Below are 18,441 nucleotides of genomic sequence, written 5' to 3'. Positions count from 1 at the left end.
GGAGGGGAGGGGTGGTTTGGAGTATCTGTTGTGGGTCCGAATTGTACCCCTTCCATTCCGCCTCTTTTGTTTCCCCCCCTTCTCTGCTTTTTCCACCCCCCCCCCCCCCCCCCCGATTGCGGCCAGTACAGGGGCTACCAGACCATTGCCTTCTCCCACCCTTTCCAGAACAGCCAGCGGCGCAATTCGGCATGTTCGCCGGTGCCGATCTGCCAGGCAGGTCGTTTGCTGTCCAAAGCGATCAGCGAGATGAAGCCGGCATGGCTGGCCGCGACCAGGGTGCTGCCATCGGCGCTGATGTCCATGGCGCTGATGGCCGACCCCAGGTAATGCTGCCAATGTGCACCACCGTCTTCGCCGAAGCCGCGCAGATAGCCTTGGGCATCGCCGACGATGTACTCACCTTCGCGTGCGACGCCAGCATGAATCTGCACGCCTTCCTGCAGCATCGAGATCTGTGGGTCGGTTGCAAGATTGGCGAGCGTTACGCCAAGGCTGGCCCCGCCGTCGCCCTGGCAGGCATTGAGCAGCAACTGGTCGCCGCGGTGGTTGAACAGGGCAAAGTGCGGATACTCGCCCGCCGGGACGATCTCGGCCAGCGGCTCCAGGTGCTCGTCGAGTAGCTGGTGGTTGCCGCGTTGCTCGCCCAGCACGATCCTTCGGCCATCCGGCGACAGTGCCGCATGGGCCAGGGTCAGGGTGAGCGCGATGTCGTCAGGGTCGGTGCCGTCGGCCAGTTGCGCCAGGATATCTGCTTCGCGGCGCAGCAGGCGGGTGGCACCTTGAGGTGCGAGCAGGAAGATGCCCTCGCGGCTGACCAGCAGCACCCGTTGGCCATCCGGCAGGGGGAGAAGCTGGGTTGGGGCGGGTGGCAGGTCGAAGGGATCGAACGGGTAGCCAGGTGGCAGGCCTTCCAAACCATGGGGCCAGGACAGCCGGGCGACCTGCGGGCCGCCCCAGCCGTCGGTGATGCGTACGCCCTCGGCATTGGCCAGGGCGAAGTAGCGTCGTCGCGGGCAGCGACCGAAATACTCGACGCTGATCATCGGGGTCACCCCGTGGCGGTCGATCTGCACCACCTGGCCCTTGTCGTGGGGCATGCCGATGCGTGCCAGCAAGCGGCCGTCATCGAGCAGCAGCACATTGGCGATACCTTGGCCATGGCTCTGGAGCAGTGGCAGCAAGGGATCATGGGCGGGCGGCCAGGCTTCGCGAAACAACTGACGCTGGTGCTCGTCGATGCCAGGCCTGTTGATCGCGTGCAGGGCGAGCTGCCAGGCCTCGAGCAGGTGGTCGATGGCCGGTGGGCAGGGCGCTTGTGCTGGGTCGTGCCCTGGTGCGCGACCTTGCGCAACATGGCGGTTGACGGCCTCGGCGTAGGCGGTGATCGCCTGTTGCCACTGCTGCTGAGGGTGTTGCTTGTCCATGAGCGGATCGAACTCCTTGTTCCGCAGGTTGCTACAGTGCGTCATGGTACTCCGTGTGCGCGCGGTTGTGAGGCCCGGCCTTGACGCGTACCATGCCGAGTATTCCTATCAATAACAAACCGTGCATCCGCGTCCTTAACCTGGGCACGTGGGGCGCGTCCTATCGCTTTGCCTGCGGAGATTGCATTGGCCTCGATGAATGGACCCCTACCTGATTCCCTTCCTGCACCGGCAGGCGGCGGCAGCTGGCTGAGCGTGATCGCGCTGGCACTGGCGGCCTTCATCTTCAATACCACCGAGTTCGTGCCGGTGGCACTGCTCAGCGACATCGGTCGCAGCTTCGACATGACCACCGCGCAGGTGGGCCTCATGCTGACCATCTACGCCTGGGTAGTGGCGCTGGCTTCGCTGCCGATGATGCTGATGACCCGTAACATCGAGCGGCGGCGCCTGCTGTTGTTCGTGTTCCTGGTGTTCGTCGTCAGCCATCTGCTGTCGTGGATGGCACAGAGTTTCGCCATGTTGCTGGTCAGCCGCATCGGCATCGCCTTGTCGCACGCGGTGTTCTGGGCGATCACCGCGTCGCTGGCGGTGCGCGTGGCGCCGGCCGGCAAGCAGGCCAAGGCGCTCGGGTTGCTGGCCACCGGAACTACCCTGGCGATGGTTTTGGGCATCCCGCTCGGGCGGGTGGTGGGCGAGGCGCTGGGTTGGCGCATCACCTTCCTCAGCATCGCGGGTGTGGCGCTGGCGACCATGCTGTGCCTGATGAAGTCGCTGCCCTTGCTGCCGAGCCAGAACTCCGGTTCGTTGCGCAGCCTGCCGATTCTGTTCCGCAGGCGCGCCCTGGTCATCACCTATCTTTTGGTCACGCTGGTGATCACCGCACAGTTCACCGCCTACAGCTACATCGAACCGTTCGCCCTGCATGTGGCGCAGATCAGTGGCGAGCACACCACCTTGATCCTGTTGCTGTTCGGCGGGGCGGGGGTGCTCGGTTCGGTGCTGTTCAGCCGCTACAGCGACCGCTTCCCGCATGGTTTCCTGGTTGGGTCGATCGGTTGTCTGGCCGCTTGCCTGTTGCTGCTGTTGCCGCTGTCGGGGAGCTTCGCCGCATTCGCCGTGTTGAGCATGTTCTGGGGCGTGGCGATCCTGAGCTTCAGCCTGTCGCTGCAATCGAAGACGCTCAAGTTGGCGTCCGACGCCACCGATGTGGCCATGGCGCTGTTCTCGGGGATCTACAACATCGGTATCGGCGGTGGGGCGTTGCTGGGCAGTATCGTCAGCAGCCAGATCGGCGTGGCCAATATTGGCCTGGTCGGCGGCGCGGTGGCGGTGCTGGGCTTGGGCCTGGCCTTGGCCAGCAGCCAGCGCTTTCGCGATGCTCTGGCGACACCCCCGGCGCCTTGAGCTTCACGCCAGCAAAGCCGACCACGCTGACACCAGCAGCAACAGTGCCAGCAGCTGGTTGAAGCGCTGCAGGTGCCGGGGTGAGCGCAACCAGCGGGCACTGCCGATCCCCAGCAGCGCCCAGGCGCCCATGCAGGGCAGGGCGACGATCAGAAACACCAGCGCCAAGTGCCACACCGGCACTCCTGGCGCGGCAAACACCCCGATCACCGCCACCGCCATCAGCCAGACCTTGGGATTGACCAGTTGCAGCGACGCCGCGCTGACAACCCCGAAGCGCTGCCGCGCCGTGGCATGCATGGGCTCACCAGCGGCGCGGAACAACTGCCAGGCCAGGCGGCTCAACCACAGCACGCCCAGCCCGCTCATCACCTGCTGCGCCAGCGGGTGGCGCAGCAGCACCTCTCCCAGCCCCAGGCCTACCACCCAGACGATCACTGCCGCCGCTGCGCAAGCCGCGAAGATTGGCGCCAGGCTGGCACGCAGGCCGTTGTGTGCACCGTGGGCGAGAATCAGCAGGTTGGTCGGCCCGGGGCTGATGCTGGCGACCAGGGCAAAAAGGATGAAGGGCAACAGCGATGACGACATGGTGAGGCTCCTGTGGTTCGGAGCACCATGGTCAGGCTTGGGGGCGGTTCAGTCTGGAAGCTTTGAGCAGCGTCGGCGGTAGTCGGCCGGTGTCAGCCGGTAGGCACGACGGAACCACCGGCCCAGGTGGCTCTGGTCGGCAAAGCCCAAGGCCATGGCCACTGCGCTGGGTGTGTCGCCGCGAGCCAGCAGGCGCCGGGCGCGGGCCAGGCGCAACTGAATCAGGTAGGCGTGCGGCGCCAGGCCGAACGCGGCCTTGAAGGCGCGGGTCAGGCGAAAGCGATCGACGCCGCAGGCCTGTGCCACTTCGTTCAAGCTGATGTCCTGGTCGATGTGGGCGTGCAGGTAGTCGCGCGCGCGCTGGGCGCACAGTGGCAGGCGTGGATCGGGGTCAAGGCGCTTGCGCCAGTGCAGGTGCCGGGTCAGGCAGGCGAGCAGGTCGTCCATGGCGGTCTGGCGCACGATTCGCATTTCGCCGCCGTGCATGGCCTGGAAGGCGCGCAAGGTGGTGCCCGCCAGTTGCGGGTCGGCACACAGGGTGTCGGCGAAGGCCGGCAGGCTGCCGGTCGGGGCCTGTTCGAACAGTGCATGCAGCTCGTTTTCCAGCCACTTCGAGTCCAGGTACAGCGTGGAATAGGTGAAACCTTCGTGGGTGGGGGCGTCGCCATCGTGAAGGTCGCCTGGCTCCAGCAGGAACACCTGGCCCGGTGTGCTCTGGTGCCGAACCCGGCGGCAATTGAACTGCTGCACACCCTGTTCGGTGACCCCGACCAGAAAGCTGTCGTGCCAGTGCGGGTCGTAGGCGTGGCCGACGAAATGGGCGCGGACCGACTCGATGCCAGTGTCGGCGTCTTGCTTGAGGTCGATCCAGTTGGACATGGGCGGGGCCTGCGAAAGGGAGTCTTCACCTTAGCTCAAAAGCGCTGCGGATTTTAGAACGAATGTGCACGGGATGGGCTGGGTAGTGGCACTGAGCCGGTATACTGGGTGTTTTTGCAGGAAGCTGTTGCTCTGATGAAAGACATATCTAAAAAATGGTTGCGGGCGCTACTGGTCATAATCGTCACTGCGATGGTTGCCCAAGTGGCAGCGATCTTGATACTGGTTCCCCTGGTCCAGTACGTGGGCGCCACGGGCGACTGGCTGTTGGGCACCTACCTGGCGTTCGTCGGCTTATGCACCCTGGTGTGCGTTGGCATATCCTTGCGAGCGTCTACGGTGGGGTTTGCCCATGACTGGAAATTCTTCTCGCTGATTGCCTCCAGCAAACTCATGCTTCTGGTGACGGTGGCCCTGAGCGTCGTACCGCTGGCGGTCGAAGTGTTCAAGCTGGCGGGATATATCCAGCAAATGCCCTTCAGCTTGTTCATGTATTGGTTGAGCGGTTTGAGCCTGCTGGTGTTTTCCATTCTTTATCACCTGTGCGCGCCCGGCGCGTATCGGTATCCGACCTTTGAAGACCTGATCAGGCGTGAAGGCAGTGCCAGGGTGCTACGTGGCGAGGCTGGCAAGGCATTGGAGGGCTTGCGCGCCGGGAAACCGGCGAGCGGGGCTGCTGGTGCGACGCCCTTCACGAGCCAGGACGAGCATGTTCTGGAAGTGCTCGCCCAGGGCCGCGTCATTGACGATGCCCAGTGTTATTTCGTCATGCGCGAGCATAGCGCCAACGACAATTGGAAGGTGCGTTGGGCGTTGACGCTGGCGTTGCTGATTCCCGCCTATGTCATTCCCACCGTGACCGTGGGCAAGATGTTCGCGGTCGTGGACACCGCTCGACAGCAGGTGCATGACCGGGGTGGCTGGTTGTGCGCCATCTATGGCGGCGTACTGACGCTTGGCAAGGATGCCAAGGAACAGGCCGAGTCCTGCAAAGCGCACTAACCAGGGTTGGGCTGCAACTGCGCAAACTTGCCCTGCAACCACTGGTGCAAGCGCGCCACCGCCGGCGACAGCTGCTTGCGGTGCGGGCACACCAGGGTCAGAGGGCGCAGGTCGCCGGGGAAGTCCGGCATCAGCACCTCGAGCTCGCCGACGGCAACATTGGCACGCACGTCCAGCCATGACTTGAAGGCGATGCCTTCGCCAGCCAGTGCCCAGCGCCGTACCACGTCGGCGTCGTCGCAGAACAGCGGCCCGCTGACCTGCACCGTCTGCTCGCCCAGTTGCCAGCGGTCGAACACCCGCGACTGCTGCAGGTACAGCAGGCAGTCGTGCTGTTGCAGGTCTTGCGGGGTGTGCGGGCGGCCGCGGCGGGCGAGGTAGGCGGGGGCGGCGACCAGCACCCTGCGGTTCCACGGCGCCAGTGGCAGCGAGATGTAGTTGGCGGTGTCGTCGATGCCATAGCGGATGCCGACGTCCACCGGGTCGCGGTACAGGTCGGCGAGTTCGTCGGACAGGAAGAAGCGTAGGCTCAAGCCCGAGTGTTCTCGGCGAAACTCGGTGAGCCAGGGCAGCACCAGGTTGCGTCCGACATCCGAAGGCGCCGACACCTGTAGTACACCGCGCAGTTCACTGTGGTCGCCATGCAGGCTTTCGCGCCCTTGACGCAGGGTCTCCAGCACGCTGTGGGCGGTGGGCAAATACAGCTCACCCTCGGCGGTCAGGCGCAGGCTACGGGTGGTGCGGGCAAACAGACGCACGTCCAGCTCACGCTCCAGGCGCTTGATCGCTGCTGCCACCTGGCCCGGTAGCAGGCCGGCTTCCAGGGCGGCGGCGGTAAAGCTGCCCAAGGCGCTGGAGCGAATGAACAGGTTTAAATCGTCAAGGCGCAGCATTTTCACTCCTGGAGTGAAAGTGTTGCTGCATTGTGCTGCTTTTTCTTTCCTGTAGGAAAGATAAGATACGCGCCATCACCTTCCCTGACAGGAGCAGTTCCGATGGATACCGTCACCCTGGCCAAGCGCCGCTATACCACCAAGGCCTACGATGCCAGCCGCAAGATTGAGCAAGCCACCATCGATGCACTGCTGGAGCAATTGCGTCATAGCCCGTCGTCGGTCAATTCGCAGCCTTGGCACTTCATCGTCGCCGGCAGTGCCGAAGGCAAGGCACGCCTGACCAAGGGCACCGAAGCCTTCGCCTACAACACACCCAAGATTCTCAATGCCTCGCACGTGATCGTGTTCGCGACCCGCACCGAAATGACCGAGGCGCACCTGAACGCCGTGCTGGACCAGGAAGCCGCCGATGGCCGTTTTCGCGATGACCAGGCCCGTGCCGGCCAGGACCTGACCCGACGCAGCTTTGTGAACCTGCATCGCTACGACTTCAAGGACACGCAGCACTGGATGGAAAAGCAGACCTACCTGGCCCTGGGTACCGCATTGCTCGGCGCTGCCGCCCTCGGGCTCGATGCGACCCCGATCGAAGGCTTCGACAGCAAGGCGCTGGACGCTGAGCTGGGCCTGCGCGAGCGTGGCTTTACCAGCGTCGTGCTGCTGAGCCTTGGGTATCGCAGCGAAGATGACTTCAATGCCGGCCTGAACAAGTCGCGGCTGCCGGCCGAGACGGTGTTTACCTTCCTCTGAAAAAAGCGGGGCAGGCCATTACGGTCTGCCCCGGTTTTCAATTTTCCTCCAGCGCCCGCTCGACCACGTCGCGGCTGGCGTCCAGCACTTGTTGCTGCACCCCTTCGCTGGCCAGCATGCGCCCGACCACCAGGGCACCGACGCACTGACTGATCAGCGCCCAGGCCCTGCGCTCATCCCCAAGCGTTTCACTCCAGGCTGCCTGCAGTTCGAGCAACCAGTGCTCGGCCTGTTCACGCACCGGTGGCTCGGCCCGGGCAATCTCGACCCCCAGTGGCGGCAGCGGGCAGCCACCCTCGGGATTGTGCAGGTGGGCCAGGCTCAAGTACTGCTTCAGGCAACGACGCAGGCGCTCGCGGTCGGCGCCCTGGCTGGCCAGGCGGGCGAGCGGGCTGTTGTACAGCTCTCGGCGTACCACCTCGCTGAACAGGTCATCCTTGGACGGGAAGTGATTGTAGAAGGCGCCACCGGTGAGGCCGATAGCCTTCATCAACTCAGCGACCCCGGTACTGGCGAAACCACCGCGCTTGGCCAGGACGCCACTGCTGGCCAGCAGTTTCTCGCGGGTCTGTTGCTTGTGATCGGTGGAATAGCGCATCCGCGAACCTCGGTATGCTGGCTTGACGGTGCAGCGATCATAGCATAGCGTTCGTTTACTAAATGATCGTTCACTAATGAGGTGCCGATGACAGAACAACGAAAAGCGGTCCTGGTGATAGGGGCGGGCGATGCCACCGGCGGCGAGATCGCCAAGCGTTTTGCCCGCGAAGGTTATATCGCCTGTGTGACCCGTCGCGACGCTGACAAGCTGCAACCGCTGGTGGACGAGATCCGTGCGGCCGGCGGCCAGGCCTACGGTTTTGGCTCCGATGCACGCAAGGAAGAGGCGGTGGCCGAGCTGGTCGAAACCATCGAGCGTGATATCGCCCCGATCGAGGCCTTCGTGTTCAACATCGGTGCGAACGTGCCCTGCAGCATCCTCGACGAAACGCCGCGCAAATACTTCAAGATCTGGGAAATGGCCTGTTTCGCCGGTTTTCTTACTGCCCAGGCGGTGGCGCGGCGCATGGTCACCCGCGAGCGCGGCACCCTGATCTTCACCGGCGCCACTGCCGGCACTCGCGGCGCCGCCGGTTTCGCTGCCTTCGCTGGCGCCAAGCATGCCTTGCGCGCACTGGCCCAGAGCATGGCGCGCGAGCTGGGGCCACGAAACATCCACGTGGCGCACGTGGTGGTCGACGGCGCCATCGACACGGCGTTCATTCGCGACACCTTCCCCGAGCGCTACGCCCTGAAGGACCAGGATGGCATCCTCGACCCTGCGCATATCGCCGACAGCTACTGGTACCTGCACACCCAACCCCGGGACGCCTGGACCTTCGAACTGGACTTGCGCCCCTGGATCGAACGCTGGTGATCCGCTGTGCCCAACCACCTTCCGCCACAAGGAGTGCTGCATGAGCAAATGCGTCGAGTTCTACTTTGACCTGGGTAGTCCGGCCAGCTACCTGGCCTGGACCCAATTGCCCGCCCTGTGCGCCCGCCGAAGCGCCACCCTGGCGCTGCGGCCAATGCTGCTGGGCGGCGTGTTCCAGGCCACCGGCAATGCCTCGCCGGCGACGATACCGGCCAAGGGGCGCTACATGATCGGCGACCTGAAACGCTTCGCTGCCCGTTATGGCGTGCCGTTCAGCCTGCCGACGGGGTTTCCGGTCAATACCCTGAACCTGATGCGAGGCGTACTCGGCACGCAGATGCGCTCGCCCGAGCGCCTCGAGCCTTTGCTCAAGGTTTTGTTCGATGGGCTGTGGGTGCAGCAGCGCAATCTGTCGGACCCCGAGGTACTCGATGCGACGCTGCGCGAAGCAGGCATGGACCCCGAGGCGTTTCGTGCCCTGGCGGCCGACGTCGAGGTCAAGGAGCGGCTCAAGCAGGTGACTCAGGAGGCGGTCGAGCGGGGCGTGTTCGGCGCGCCGATCTGTTTTGTCGGTAGGGAGATGTTCTTCGGTCAGGACCGCTTGGACTTCATCGAAGAAGCATTAACCTAACAGCCGTTCCAACTGCTCGCGCTCCCAGATGCTGAGCAGCTCGACCGGGTCGGTGCCATAGCGTTGCCAGTGGCCGCGCTCGGCCTCACGGCCATCGGGGGCGCGGCATTCGCTGCAATGGGCGAGGCCTTCGTCGTCGAGGGTCAGGATCAGTTGCCAGTGGCCGATCTGTACCCTGACCCGACCATCGCTCAGGCGCTCGTGCACTTCCAGCGCCTGGACGCCGAGGGCGGCGTCACGCAGGCACTGGTAGATCTCGCGGCTGTTGGGAGCGGGCATGAACGATCAGAAGTTCGCCGGGGTGTTGGCGCTGATGATTTCTGCTTCGTCCGGGCCGATGTTCTTGAAACTGTGCGGTAGCGTGGTGGGGATGTAGTAGCCGTCGCCAGAGTTGAGCACGCTGACCTGGCCATCGACCCACAACTCGACCGTACCCCGGGTGACCAGCCCGCATTCCTCGCCTTCGGCATGCACGATCGGCTCGCCCGAGTCGGCGCCCGGCGCGTAGAGCTCACGCAGCATGCGCATCTGGCGGCCTTCGACACTGGCACCGACCAGCAACATGCGCAGGCCGTTGCGCCCCAGGTCAGGTTGCTCGCTGCCGCGGAACACGTAGCGCTCTTCGCGTGCAGGTTCATCGAAGCTGAAGAACTCGGCGAGGCTCATGGGGATGCCTTCGAGGAGTTTTTTCAGGGAACTGACCGAAGGACTGACGCGGTTCTGCTCGATCTGCGAGATCGTCGAGTTGGTCAGGCCGCTGCGGCGGGCCAGTTCCCGCTGGGAGAGGTTGTTGCGTTCACGCACCAGTTTGAGTCGTGTCCCAGTGTCCATAGCCGCCTTGAGTAGTGAGTGATCAGAGGTGTCAAAAATAATGGGCAGCGCATTAAAACACACTCTGACCGGCAACGCGCTGTGCTTGTCAGGTGCGCTGGGCGGCGGGCGCAGGCCACAGCCCGACCAGGAGCAACAGCACGGCCACGGCCAGGAACGGCAAGCGCGGATCGAGGGCGTAGACCAGGGTCCCGGCGAGGGGGCCGACTACCGCGCCCATGCCCTGTGCCGCGCTGATCGAGCCCGCAGTGGCGCCTTGCTCGCTGGCTTGCATGGCATTGGCGGCCAGCGCCGAGAAGGCAGGGAAGACGAAGCCCATGCCGGCGGCGGCGACGAAGAAGCACGCCCACAATGCCGGAGCAGTGGTGGCGAAGGCCCCGGCGGCAAAGCCCAGCGCGCTGATGCTGGCGCCCACGCGGATCATCTTCAGCGGTGGCCACTCCAACTGGCGCAGCAGAATCTGCGAGCCAATCAGCGCCACGCCCACGGCGGTCAGGGCGATGCCTGCGGCCTGGGCGGCATCGGCACTGTTCAGTTGCAGACGGTCGAGGGCGAAAAAGCCCACGGTGATCTGCGACACGGTCACGCTGAGCATGGCGCTGAAGGCCACGATCAACGGTCGACGCAGGCGCGGATCGCCCAGGCGTACGGCGCTCGGCGCATAGTTGTGGGGCAACGGCTGCGGCTTGAGCTTGAACAGCAGTACGAGAAATGCCGTGGCCGGCAGCAGCGACATGATGAAGAAGGGTGCGCTCAGGCTATGGCGCGCCAGCAATGCGGCCAGGGCCGGACCGAGCACGAGCCCCACGGCATTGGCCGCGCCCAGCAGGGCCATGGCGCGGGCGCGGCGTTCGGGCTCGACATGATCGGCGATCAGCGCATTGCCGCCCACCGGCAGCGCGGCATAGAAGGCGCCGATCAGGCCGCGGGTCAGCATCAAGCCGAGGAAAGCCAGGGTTGCGCCCGGCAGCCAGCGCAGGGCGCCATCGATGAACAGGCACAGCAGCCAGTAAGCGACGGTGAATCCGGCACTGCCCATCAGCAGGATGCGTCGCCGGCCCAGACGGTCGGCTGCGCGGCCCCAGGGGCGCGCAAGAATGACCCAGACCACGCCCGCCACGGTCACGGCGGCCCCGGCCTGCCAGGTGGCCATGCCCAGCAGGCGGGCGATGGGGCCGATCAAGGCGACGAACGCCATCATCGACATGGTGCAGGCCATGTTCACCAGCAACAGCGGGCGTAGATCGAGGGTGGGGGAGTGAAGCGGGGTGGGAGAAGCAGCGTCCTTCGCGGTGGTCATTGAAACATCCATGGCAGGCGGAAAGGTATCGGCCCCGTTCCGCCTGCAGGCGTTTTTCAGTCGCTGCGGCGCAGGGGCCCTGGCCACATGCTACGCAATACGCCGTCACGGCGCACCAGTGCATGGAACAGCGCTGCGCCGAGGTGGGCCAGGATGGTGACGAACAGCAGGTAGCCCGCCCAGCCGTGCGCCTGGCGCAGCACGGCATACAACTGCAGGTCGTGAGGCATGATCGCCGGCAGTTGCAAGGGCCGTGGGTAGCCGCCTGCCGAGAGCATCGCCCAGCCGAGCAACGGCATGGCCAGCATCAACCCGTACAGTGCCAGGTGCGAGGCGCCGGCTGCGAAGCGCTGCAGCGGTGGCAGGTCGGCGGGCAGTGGCGGATGCGGCAGCACCAGGCGCAGGATGATGCGCAGTACCACCAGTGCCAGCAGCGCCAGGCCCGTGGCCTTGTGCAGTTCCACCAACCAGGGGTGACGTGGCGACAGGTCGCCGACCATGCTCACGCCAATGAACAGCATTGCCAGGATCAGGATCGCCATGAGCCAGTGCACCAGGCGGGCCAGCGGGTGGAAGGCGGACGGTTTCATGGGCGGGCTCCTGCGCCGAGACTTTCGCGGCTGCGGCGATTGAACGATTCCGAATAGGCGGCCGAACGCGCGGCGAGGATCGGGTCGGCGGAGGCTTCGATGCCGCTGGGCAGAATCAGCGGGTCGAAGTTGAGGTCGCGGCAGGCGCCTTGTTCAGGTGCATCGACGTGGTCGATCACCAGGGTGCCGGCATCGATGCTGCGGCGCGAGTCGGGCCATTGGCTGGCCGGGTCGTCGATGGCGTCACCGGGTTCGGCGAGGGTCAGGCGCAGTGTCCAGCGCAGCGGCGCCTGGCTCAGGCGTTGTTGCAGATCGTGTTGCAGGTACAGGTTGTCCTCGACCTGGGCGGGCAGGGCGGCAAAGGGTGTTTGCGCGACCATGCGCCAGCGCACGGCTTGCGCCTTGCCGCTGGCATCGATCAGGCGAAAGGCGTTGATGCTGTTGTAGTCCGTGTTGGCGAAGCTGTCGCTGGGCTTGGCGCTGGCGGCCCACTGGCGGAAGGCTGCGCTTTCCGGGTGGGCGGCGAAGAAGGCCTGCAGCTTGGCCGGGTCCGGCTTGCCGGTGCTCGGGCTCGGGCCGCTGGCCAGGACCAGATCGTAGAAGCCTTGCGCAGTGCTCACCGCCAATACTGGCGGATTGTTCATGCCGGTACGCCAGACCTGGCCGTCGTCGGTGCTCAGCTGGATCGCCAGGCTGCGGGTCGGTACGCCGGCGTCGGGGCTGTAGGGGTTGGCACCGCCGATGGCGAAGCGGCCGATCACCGGCACCCGTGCCTGGCTGAATACCCGCGCACTCGACAGCGCCTGCGCCTGGCCGCTGCTTTCGAAGTAGCCGCTGACGCACAGGCCCTTGGCGTGGTTCTTGCGATAGCCGGGATGGTGGCCGGCCTGGGCTTCGAAGGTGTCGATGATGCGCTGCGGCGTCAGGGCAGGGGTGCCGATCCAGCCGGCGGCATAGGCGAAGCCTGCACCCAGCGCCACGACCGTGGCGCCTATGGCGGCCAGGCGCAGGGCCTTGGCAGGGCCTTGCAGGGGTGTGTTCATGATGACGTTCCGGGTCAGTGAATGAGTCGGTATGACGTGGCAGCGAAAAATTTATTCCCCAGGCGGGAATAGATTTCTTCGCGCCCCGTCTGCCCATTACACTGACAGCCCATGGGGCCGGAACCTGACCATGCATGACCTGGATGAACAACAATGGCGCGAACTGCTGCAGAGCCTGCGGCGCTTCGCCTTGTGGCTGACCCGCGAAAGCGGCAGTGCCGACGACCTGGTCCAGGCCACCGTGGAGCGTGCGCTCACCCGCAGCGCCCAGCAGCGAGAGGAACAGAACCGGCGTGCCTGGTTGTTCACCATCCTCTACCGGCTGTTTCTCGACGGCAAGCGCCGCGATCGCCTGCACTCGCGCTGGTTGAACTGGTTCGGTCGCGGCGGGCAGGCCGAGGAGCCGCTGGGCTACGAGACCGAGAGTATCGTGCTGGCCCAGGCCGACCTGCAGGCCTTCGCCCGCCTGCCCAGCGAGCAGCGCGCGCTGTTGCTGCTGGTCAGCGTCGAGGGCTTGAGCTACAAGGAGGTCGCTCAGGCCCTGGATATTCCGATCGGCACAGTCATGTCGCGCTTGTCGCGCGCCCGTGCCGCGTTGCGTGAACTGACCGAGGGCAAGCCATCGTCCCCGGCCTTGCGGAGACTGAAATGACTCGCCTGATTCCCACCGAGCAAGAGCTGCATGCCTACGTCGACGAGCGCCTGGAGCCGGTGCGCCGGGCCGAGGTCGAGGCCTGGCTGGCGGCCAATCCGGAGCAGGCCGCACGGATCGAGGCCTGGCGCAGCGATGCCCGGCGCCTGCGTGCGGCGCTCGCCGGTTTCAACGACATGCCACACAATCCGCAACTGGAACTGGCCCATCTGCGTCGGCGTGTGCGTCAACGCCGCCAGCAGCGCTTCGCGTCGGCTGCAGTCCTGTTGCTGGCGTTGGGGGTTGGCGGGCTTGGGGGCTGGCAGGCACGTGAATCGACGATGCTGGCGGGCGATATGCCGATGGCCGACGCGGTGCAGGCACACAAGCTGTTCGCCGATGCCAAGGCCCTCGATGTCCAGGCCGATGACCCGGCACAGTTGCAGTCGTGGCTGGGGCGGCATTTCAACCGGGTCGGCCAGGTGCCGGACCTCAGCGGATACGGCTTCCAGCCGGTGGGCGCACGTCTGCTGGCCAACGAGGACGGCCCGGCGGCATTGCTGGTGTTCCAGGACGCAAAAGGCGAGCGCATCAGCCTGTTCATGCGCTCGCCAGGCGGGCGTTACGAGCAGATGCCCAGCGGGCAGCGGGTCGATGGGCAGCTCGAGGCGCGCTACTGGTCCCATGGCGACTACAATTTCGCCCTGGTCAGCGCGGCGGATGATACCCGTAGCGAGCAGGTGCGCAAGGTCCTGGGGGTCAGTCTCTAGCGCCGATGGCCAGGGGAGGCGAACATTCATTTGAAAGCGCTATGCTTGGCCCATGTCCAGCACACCTGCCTTGCGCCAACCTTGCCCTCCCGGCGCCTGTGATTGCGGGCGCGAGCAGTTGCACGCGCACCCACCCCAGGCCCAACGTATCCTCCTGCTGACCCGCCAGGAGGAAAAACGCCTGCTCGAACGTCTGGAAAACCTCAAGAGCCTGGAAGACCTGCAGCACCTGCAGTCACGCCTCTTTGAGCAATTGGGCATTGGCGTGCATATCGCACCAGGCGACAACGAGGTACGTACCATGCGCGGCTTCGTCATCGAGCTGGACGACCAGCCAGGCCTGTGCCGCAAGACCCGCCAGTCGATCCCGGCTGCCATTCGCAAGGGCCTGGAGCGCAATCCGGAAGTGGCCTTCCGGCTGCTCGATGCCCATGACCTGCTCGGCGGCGCCTGAGTCTCAGCGCATCGCCGCCAGCTTGATGCCAAACCCGACCAGGCAGGCACCGGCCAGGAGCGAGTCTAGCCTGTCAGAACGTCGCCTTGACCTGCAGCCCTACGACCAGTGCGTTGTCGATGGCTTCCCCGGAGAAGGCGCCAGGTTCGATGATGTACTGCACATCCGGACGCAGGTTCAGCCATGCGGTGGCCTGGTAGCCATAGCTGAGTTCGATCAACTGCTCGGCGCTGTCCAGGTTGGGGAAGTCGCGCCCGGCATCGAACGCGGTCGCTTCCAGCAATTGACGGCTGCGCGGGTTCGGCACCGCCCGTCCATAGCCTAAAGCCAGGGTGTCGCGCGGGCGTCCTTCGAAGGGCTTGTACAACACCACGCCTGCGCCATACCAGCGGGTGAAGGGCGAGGCGGCCTTGCTCGACGCCGAATATTGGCCGAACGCATGCAGGCTACGACCCGCGGAGGCTGGGTCGTTCCACAGCGCCTGGTCGACCAGCAGGTAGTGGCCGCTGCGTCCGGCCACGTCCTGGTCGCTGCCGATACGTTTGACGTTGGAGCTGTCGTAGTAATAGCCCAGCTTGTACTCGCCCGGCAGTTCGCCCAGGTGCTTGTACACCAGCTCGACTGGCACCACGGTGCCTGTGCTGTGCTTGGGCCCCAGGTGCCAGGCGCGGCTGGAGTTGCCGTTGCTTTGCGGATCGACGTTGAAGGCCGCCACGCGCAGTTGCCAGGAGGGCGAGAGATCGTATTTGACCCGGGCGCCGAGGTGCGCGTTGGGGTAGTTGGTCCAGCCGCTGCCACCGGACATGTTCAGCGGATGGCCGCAGAAACCGGCATTCATGAAATTGCACAGGATGCCGCTGTCCAGGCCGCCGAGGTCGTTGCCCATGGCCATGTAGCCGAGCTTGAGATTCAAGGCCGGGGTGAACAGGCTGCGCTCGTAGCTCAGTTCGGTGAGGCGGGTATAGAGACCGCCGTAGTTCTCCTGGATCGGCAGACGGTTGCCGACCAGGTCTTCGGAGGCGCTGTTGCCACGGCGGTCGTTGACCGTCAACTGGACCTTGCCGCCGTTGTCCAGGCCATACAGTTTCGACAGGTCGAACTGCACGCCGAACTTGAGGTTCTGCGAGTAGCGCGCCGAGCGGTGCAGGCCGCCGTGGGCGTTGTAGGCGGTTTCGCCGCTGTAGTCGCCGGTGATGTGGATGCCGTCTTCTTCCAGTTGCTCGCGCAGGCCGCCCCAGTCACCGGTCAGGGTGTTGTCGGCGGCGAGCGAAGCGGTGCTGGTCAGGGCGAAGACAAGAGGGGTCAAGCGAAAAGCGGGGGACATTGCAGGGTCTCGGATGGTCTGTGAGGGCCCCTTCGCGTGCAGGCCGCAGCGACTTGCACGCGAAGGGGGCAACGCGGTCTATGGCAAGGCGTACGAAATCACATAGTCGCCACGGTCAGTCGACTGTCGCGCGCCACCGGCGGTGATCACCACGTACTGCTTGCCGGTCTTGGGCGATACGTAGGTCATCGGCCCGCCCTGGCTGCCAACCGGCAGGCGCGCCTTCCAGATCTCGTTGCCGTTGCTGCTGTCGTAGGCACGCAGGTAGAAATCCTGGGTGCCGGCGATGAACACCAGGCCGCCTTGGGTGGACAGGGTGCCGCCCAGCGTTGGCAGGCCGATCTTGATCGGCAGGTGCATGCGGATACCCAGGGGGCCTGTGTCCTCGACGGTGCCGACCGGCACCTGCCAGGCGATCTGTCGGGTCTTCATGTCGATCGCGGTGAGGGTGCCGAACGGCGGCGCCTGGCAGGGGATGCCGGCCACCGACAGGAAGCGGTTCTTGTTCACCGCGTAAGGTGTGCCCTTGAGGGGCACGGCACCCATGCCAGTGTTCAGCGCCTCGCCACCGGAGGCTGCCTGGCCACTGTTCTGCGAAGGGATCATCTGGATCCACAGGCCCAGGCGCATGTCATTGACGAAAATGAAGCCGTGCACCGGATCAGTCGAAAGGCTGCCCCAGTTCATGCCGCCCAGCGAGCCTGGGAAGCTCAGCGACAGATCGGTTCCCGGTGCGGTGTACAGGCCGTCGTAGCGCATCTTCTTGAAGTCGATGCGGCACAGCAGTTGATCGTACGGGGTGGCGCCCCACATGTCCGACTCGGTCAGGGTCTGCGCGCCGATCTGCGGCATGCCGACAGACTTGGGTTGGGTCGGGGAATAGGGCTCGTTAGGGATGTTGCTCGGCTTGACCGGGACTTCATCGACCTGGGTCAGCGGTGTGCCGGTGGCGCGGTCGAGCACGTAGATCTGCCCGGCCTTGGTGCCGATCACGACGGCCGGCACGGTACTGCCGTCGTCCTTGGTGAAGTCGATCAGGCTGGGCTGCATCGGCAGGTCGAAGTCCCAGAGGTCGTTGTGCACGGTCTGGTAGACCCACTTCTGGTTGCCGGTGGTGGCATCCAGCGCCAGCACTGAGGCGCCATAGGTGTGGTCGAGCTTGCTGCGCTCCACGCCATAGATGTCGGTGGAGGAGGAACCCATCGGCAGGAATACCGTGTTCATCGCCGGATCGTACGACATCGGTGCCCAGCTGTTGGGGGTGCTGCGCACGTAGGTGCTGCCGTCGGCAGGGGCGTTGCGGTCCTGCGGATTGCCTGGGTCGAAGGCCCAGCGCATCTGCCCGGTGATCACGTCGAAGCCGCGCAGTACACCGCCGGGCATGTCGGTCTGGACGTTGTCGGCGACCCGCCCACCGACCACCACGGTGGTACCCGCCATCAGCGGCGCGGAGGAGAGCTGGTAGTAGGAATCCGGGACATCGCCAAGGCCGGCCTTGAGGTCGACCTGGCCGTTGTTGCCGAAGCCTTCGCAGAAGGCGCCGGTGTCGGCATCCACCGCGATCAGGCGGCCGTCGATGGTGTTGGTCAGCAGGCGACGCTGGCAGTTGGCACCCGCCGGCAGCGTGGCAACGGTGATCGGCGAACTGTGCGGTTGGGTTGGCTGGACGATCGGCGCGGTGGCATCGAAGTAGGCCAGGCCACGGCAGCGCTGCCAGACCTTGGACTGCGCGTTGATGGCGTTTTTCCAGAGTTCCTTGCCGGTGTCGGCATCCAGGGCGATCAGGTTGTTGTGCGGGGTGCAGATGAACACCTTGTCGCCGACCTGCAGCGGGGTGAGCTGGTCTTCGGCGCCGTTGCCGTCGCTGATCGCGACATCACCGGTGTGGTAGGTCCAGGCCACCTTGAGCTTGTCGACGTTGGCGCGGTTGATCTGATCCAGCGCGGCGAAACGGCTGCCGCCTTCGGTGTTGCCGTAGTGCGCCCAGTCCTTCTGCGCCTTGCCCGGTTCCACGGCGGTCAGGCCCGGACCATTGCCGGTCGGTGCGACGCTGGGGTGAGCGACGAACATGTTGCCTGCGGCAATGGCCAGCACCACTGCCAGTGCTGCAGCCAGGGCATAGGCGCGACGACCGGCACTGCCGCCATTGGCACGCACCAACAGTGGATAGACCAGCGCGACCACCAGGCCAATGGCGCCGAACATGAACAGCCGCGAGAACAGCGGCCAGAATACCAAGCCCGCATCGGCCAGTGCCCAGATGAAGGTGCCGAGCAGAAACACGGCGTAGAGCCAGGCGCCGGCCGGCTTGCGACGGGCGATGAGCAGGCCGGCAATGGTCATCACCAGGCCGCCGATCAGGAAGTACCAGGAGCCGCCCAGGCCGGCCAGCTTGACGCCGCCCGCGGCCAGGAGCATGCCGAGCAGGGCGATGATGACGCCCAGCCCGACCAGAAGGAATGTGGAGGCGCCAGAGGCGCGGGGTGTGTCGTTCATGCCAG

General features: G+C 65.3%; 20 protein-coding genes and 1 pseudogene. 8 read left to right on the top strand and 13 right to left on the bottom strand.

The window, feature by feature from the left end:
• Positions 1-134: 134 nt before the first annotated feature.
• On the bottom strand, positions 135-1,427 hold the full coding sequence (locus ACPZMI_RS12270) for a hypothetical protein (protein WP_426352312.1): 1,293 nt from the start codon (positions 1,425-1,427) through the stop codon (positions 135-137).
• Positions 1,428-1,622: 195 nt separating this feature from the next.
• On the opposite strand from ACPZMI_RS12270, the gene ACPZMI_RS12265 reads away from it, so the two are divergent.
• Positions 1,623-2,834 carry a sugar transporter gene (locus ACPZMI_RS12265; protein ID WP_426352311.1) on the top strand — a complete coding sequence of 404 codons (1,212 nt, stop codon included), beginning with the start codon at positions 1,623-1,625 and terminating at the stop codon, positions 2,832-2,834.
• 3 nt (positions 2,835-2,837) lie between these two features.
• On the opposite strand, the gene ACPZMI_RS12260 is transcribed toward ACPZMI_RS12265, so the two are convergent.
• Positions 2,838-3,422, bottom strand: a complete 585-nt coding sequence (locus tag ACPZMI_RS12260; protein ID WP_426352310.1) for a LysE family translocator — start codon at positions 3,420-3,422, stop codon at positions 2,838-2,840.
• A 48-nt stretch (positions 3,423-3,470) separates the two neighbouring features.
• Positions 3,471-4,301: an AraC family transcriptional regulator gene (locus ACPZMI_RS12255; protein ID WP_186665166.1), complete on the bottom strand. Its 831-nt coding sequence runs from the start codon at positions 4,299-4,301 to the stop codon at positions 3,471-3,473.
• A gap of 108 nt (positions 4,302-4,409) precedes the next feature.
• On the opposite strand from ACPZMI_RS12255, the gene ACPZMI_RS12250 reads away from it, so the two are divergent.
• Entirely contained in the window at positions 4,410-5,303 is an 894-nt protein-coding gene (locus ACPZMI_RS12250) for a hypothetical protein (protein ID WP_426352309.1), read from the top strand.
• Here the strand turns inward: ACPZMI_RS12250 and ACPZMI_RS12245 are convergent.
• Positions 5,300-6,196, bottom strand: coding sequence for a LysR family transcriptional regulator (locus tag ACPZMI_RS12245; protein ID WP_426352308.1), 897 nt, complete (start codon positions 6,194-6,196; stop codon positions 5,300-5,302). The two genes, ACPZMI_RS12250 and ACPZMI_RS12245, sit on opposite strands and share 4 nt — an antisense overlap.
• A 102-nt stretch (positions 6,197-6,298) precedes the next feature.
• Between ACPZMI_RS12245 and nfsB the strand changes: the two genes are divergently transcribed.
• On the top strand, positions 6,299-6,949 hold the full coding sequence (nfsB, locus tag ACPZMI_RS12240) for an oxygen-insensitive NAD(P)H nitroreductase (protein WP_186665163.1): 651 nt from the start codon (positions 6,299-6,301) through the stop codon (positions 6,947-6,949).
• 37 nt (positions 6,950-6,986) lie between these two features.
• On the opposite strand, the gene ACPZMI_RS12235 is transcribed toward nfsB, so the two are convergent.
• A complete protein-coding gene (locus ACPZMI_RS12235; protein ID WP_426352307.1) occupies positions 6,987-7,547 on the bottom strand; it encodes a TetR/AcrR family transcriptional regulator in 561 nt (186 codons plus the stop codon).
• Between the two features lie 87 nt (positions 7,548-7,634).
• On the opposite strand from ACPZMI_RS12235, the gene ACPZMI_RS12230 reads away from it, so the two are divergent.
• The gene (locus ACPZMI_RS12230; RefSeq protein WP_186708503.1) at positions 7,635-8,366 is read left to right on the top strand and encodes an SDR family oxidoreductase; all 732 of its coding nucleotides are present in this window, start codon (positions 7,635-7,637) and stop codon (positions 8,364-8,366) included.
• 40 nt (positions 8,367-8,406) lie between these two features.
• A complete protein-coding gene (locus tag ACPZMI_RS12225; protein ID WP_186708504.1) occupies positions 8,407-8,997 on the top strand; it encodes a 2-hydroxychromene-2-carboxylate isomerase in 591 nt (196 codons plus the stop codon).
• Here the strand turns inward: ACPZMI_RS12225 and ACPZMI_RS12220 are convergent.
• From ACPZMI_RS12220 to ACPZMI_RS12200, 5 genes are all read right to left on the bottom strand, one after another.
• Positions 8,989-9,276, bottom strand: coding sequence for a DUF7693 family protein (locus ACPZMI_RS12220; protein ID WP_186719152.1), 288 nt, complete (start codon positions 9,274-9,276; stop codon positions 8,989-8,991). The two genes, ACPZMI_RS12225 and ACPZMI_RS12220, sit on opposite strands and share 9 nt — an antisense overlap.
• Before the next feature lie 6 nt (positions 9,277-9,282).
• A complete protein-coding gene (locus ACPZMI_RS12215; protein WP_063545119.1) occupies positions 9,283-9,828 on the bottom strand; it encodes a cupin domain-containing protein in 546 nt (181 codons plus the stop codon).
• Positions 9,829-9,916: 88 nt separating this feature from the next.
• Complete coding sequence (locus ACPZMI_RS12210; RefSeq protein ID WP_426352306.1) at positions 9,917-11,128, bottom strand: MFS transporter; 1,212 nt, start codon at positions 11,126-11,128, stop codon at positions 9,917-9,919.
• A 56-nt stretch (positions 11,129-11,184) separates the two neighbouring features.
• Complete coding sequence (locus ACPZMI_RS12205; protein WP_186665155.1) at positions 11,185-11,718, bottom strand: cytochrome b; 534 nt, start codon at positions 11,716-11,718, stop codon at positions 11,185-11,187.
• Entirely contained in the window at positions 11,715-12,761 is a 1,047-nt protein-coding gene (locus ACPZMI_RS12200) for a catalase family peroxidase (protein ID WP_186665153.1), read from the bottom strand. The genes ACPZMI_RS12205 and ACPZMI_RS12200 overlap by 4 nt, the downstream gene beginning before the upstream one ends.
• Before the next feature lie 130 nt (positions 12,762-12,891).
• Here ACPZMI_RS12200 and ACPZMI_RS12195 point away from each other — a divergent pair, with 130 nt between their 5' ends.
• From ACPZMI_RS12195 to ACPZMI_RS12185, 3 genes are read left to right on the top strand one after another with little or no spacing between them, the layout of a single operon-like run.
• Positions 12,892-13,413 (top strand): sigma-70 family RNA polymerase sigma factor, encoded by a 522-nt coding sequence (locus ACPZMI_RS12195; protein WP_186665152.1) that lies wholly within the window; start codon positions 12,892-12,894, stop codon positions 13,411-13,413.
• Positions 13,410-14,162 (top strand): anti-sigma factor family protein, encoded by a 753-nt coding sequence (locus ACPZMI_RS12190; RefSeq protein ID WP_186719159.1) that lies wholly within the window; start codon positions 13,410-13,412, stop codon positions 14,160-14,162. Before ACPZMI_RS12195 ends, ACPZMI_RS12190 begins: the two co-directional genes overlap by 4 nt.
• A gap of 52 nt (positions 14,163-14,214) precedes the next feature.
• The gene (locus ACPZMI_RS12185) at positions 14,215-14,616 is read left to right on the top strand and encodes a hypothetical protein (protein WP_426352305.1); all 402 of its coding nucleotides are present in this window, start codon (positions 14,215-14,217) and stop codon (positions 14,614-14,616) included.
• Positions 14,617-14,619: 3 nt separating this feature from the next.
• Here the strand turns inward: ACPZMI_RS12185 and ACPZMI_RS12180 are convergent.
• From ACPZMI_RS12180 to ACPZMI_RS12170, 3 genes and pseudogenes are all read right to left on the bottom strand, one after another.
• Positions 14,620-14,709: pseudogene (locus ACPZMI_RS12180) on the bottom strand (lysine transporter LysE); the annotation flags it as partial.
• On the bottom strand, positions 14,690-15,940 hold the full coding sequence (locus ACPZMI_RS12175; protein ID WP_426352304.1) for a carbohydrate porin: 1,251 nt from the start codon (positions 15,938-15,940) through the stop codon (positions 14,690-14,692). The gene ACPZMI_RS12175 and the pseudogene ACPZMI_RS12180, both read right to left, overlap by 20 nt.
• Positions 15,941-16,018: 78 nt before the next feature.
• The gene (locus ACPZMI_RS12170) at positions 16,019-18,436 is read right to left on the bottom strand and encodes a glucose/quinate/shikimate family membrane-bound PQQ-dependent dehydrogenase (protein ID WP_426352303.1); all 2,418 of its coding nucleotides are present in this window, start codon (positions 18,434-18,436) and stop codon (positions 16,019-16,021) included.
• Positions 18,437-18,441 lie beyond the last annotated feature (5 nt).

It is taken from the genome of Pseudomonas wayambapalatensis (assembly GCF_049942315.1).
GTDB classification, from domain to species: Bacteria; Pseudomonadota; Gammaproteobacteria; order Pseudomonadales; family Pseudomonadaceae; genus Aquipseudomonas; species Aquipseudomonas wayambapalatensis.
Note: the sequence above shows the minus strand (reverse complement) of the source record. Positions and strands in the feature narration are given on the sequence as shown.

Bases quoted from the DNA above. Each gene is read 5' to 3' on its own strand.
- ACPZMI_RS12270 (WP_426352312.1), bottom strand. From the start codon at position 1,427: ATGGACAAGCAACACCCTCAGCAGCAGTGGCAACAGGCGATCACCGCC.
- ACPZMI_RS12200 (WP_186665153.1), bottom strand. From the start codon at position 12,761: ATGAACACACCCCTGCAAGGCCCTGCCAAGGCCCTGCGCCTGGCCGCC.
- ACPZMI_RS12170 (WP_426352303.1), bottom strand. From the start codon at position 18,436: ATGAACGACACACCCCGCGCCTCTGGCGCCTCCACATTCCTTCTGGTC.
- nfsB (WP_186665163.1), top strand. From the start codon at position 6,299: ATGGATACCGTCACCCTGGCCAAGCGCCGCTATACCACCAAGGCCTAC.
- ACPZMI_RS12210 (WP_426352306.1), bottom strand. From the start codon at position 11,128: ATGACCACCGCGAAGGACGCTGCTTCTCCCACCCCGCTTCACTCCCCC.
- ACPZMI_RS12205 (WP_186665155.1), bottom strand. From the start codon at position 11,718: ATGAAACCGTCCGCCTTCCACCCGCTGGCCCGCCTGGTGCACTGGCTC.
- ACPZMI_RS12225 (WP_186708504.1), top strand. From the start codon at position 8,407: ATGAGCAAATGCGTCGAGTTCTACTTTGACCTGGGTAGTCCGGCCAGC.
- ACPZMI_RS12260 (WP_426352310.1), bottom strand. From the start codon at position 3,422: ATGTCGTCATCGCTGTTGCCCTTCATCCTTTTTGCCCTGGTCGCCAGC.
- ACPZMI_RS12175 (WP_426352304.1), bottom strand. From the start codon at position 15,940: ATGTCCCCCGCTTTTCGCTTGACCCCTCTTGTCTTCGCCCTGACCAGC.
- ACPZMI_RS12195 (WP_186665152.1), top strand. From the start codon at position 12,892: ATGCATGACCTGGATGAACAACAATGGCGCGAACTGCTGCAGAGCCTG.
- ACPZMI_RS12255 (WP_186665166.1), bottom strand. From the start codon at position 4,301: ATGTCCAACTGGATCGACCTCAAGCAAGACGCCGACACTGGCATCGAG.
- ACPZMI_RS12215 (WP_063545119.1), bottom strand. From the start codon at position 9,828: ATGGACACTGGGACACGACTCAAACTGGTGCGTGAACGCAACAACCTC.
- ACPZMI_RS12185 (WP_426352305.1), top strand. From the start codon at position 14,215: ATGTCCAGCACACCTGCCTTGCGCCAACCTTGCCCTCCCGGCGCCTGT.
- ACPZMI_RS12190 (WP_186719159.1), top strand. From the start codon at position 13,410: ATGACTCGCCTGATTCCCACCGAGCAAGAGCTGCATGCCTACGTCGAC.
- ACPZMI_RS12245 (WP_426352308.1), bottom strand. From the start codon at position 6,196: ATGCTGCGCCTTGACGATTTAAACCTGTTCATTCGCTCCAGCGCCTTG.
- ACPZMI_RS12230 (WP_186708503.1), top strand. From the start codon at position 7,635: ATGACAGAACAACGAAAAGCGGTCCTGGTGATAGGGGCGGGCGATGCC.
- ACPZMI_RS12265 (WP_426352311.1), top strand. From the start codon at position 1,623: ATGAATGGACCCCTACCTGATTCCCTTCCTGCACCGGCAGGCGGCGGC.
- ACPZMI_RS12220 (WP_186719152.1), bottom strand. From the start codon at position 9,276: ATGCCCGCTCCCAACAGCCGCGAGATCTACCAGTGCCTGCGTGACGCC.
- ACPZMI_RS12235 (WP_426352307.1), bottom strand. From the start codon at position 7,547: ATGCGCTATTCCACCGATCACAAGCAACAGACCCGCGAGAAACTGCTG.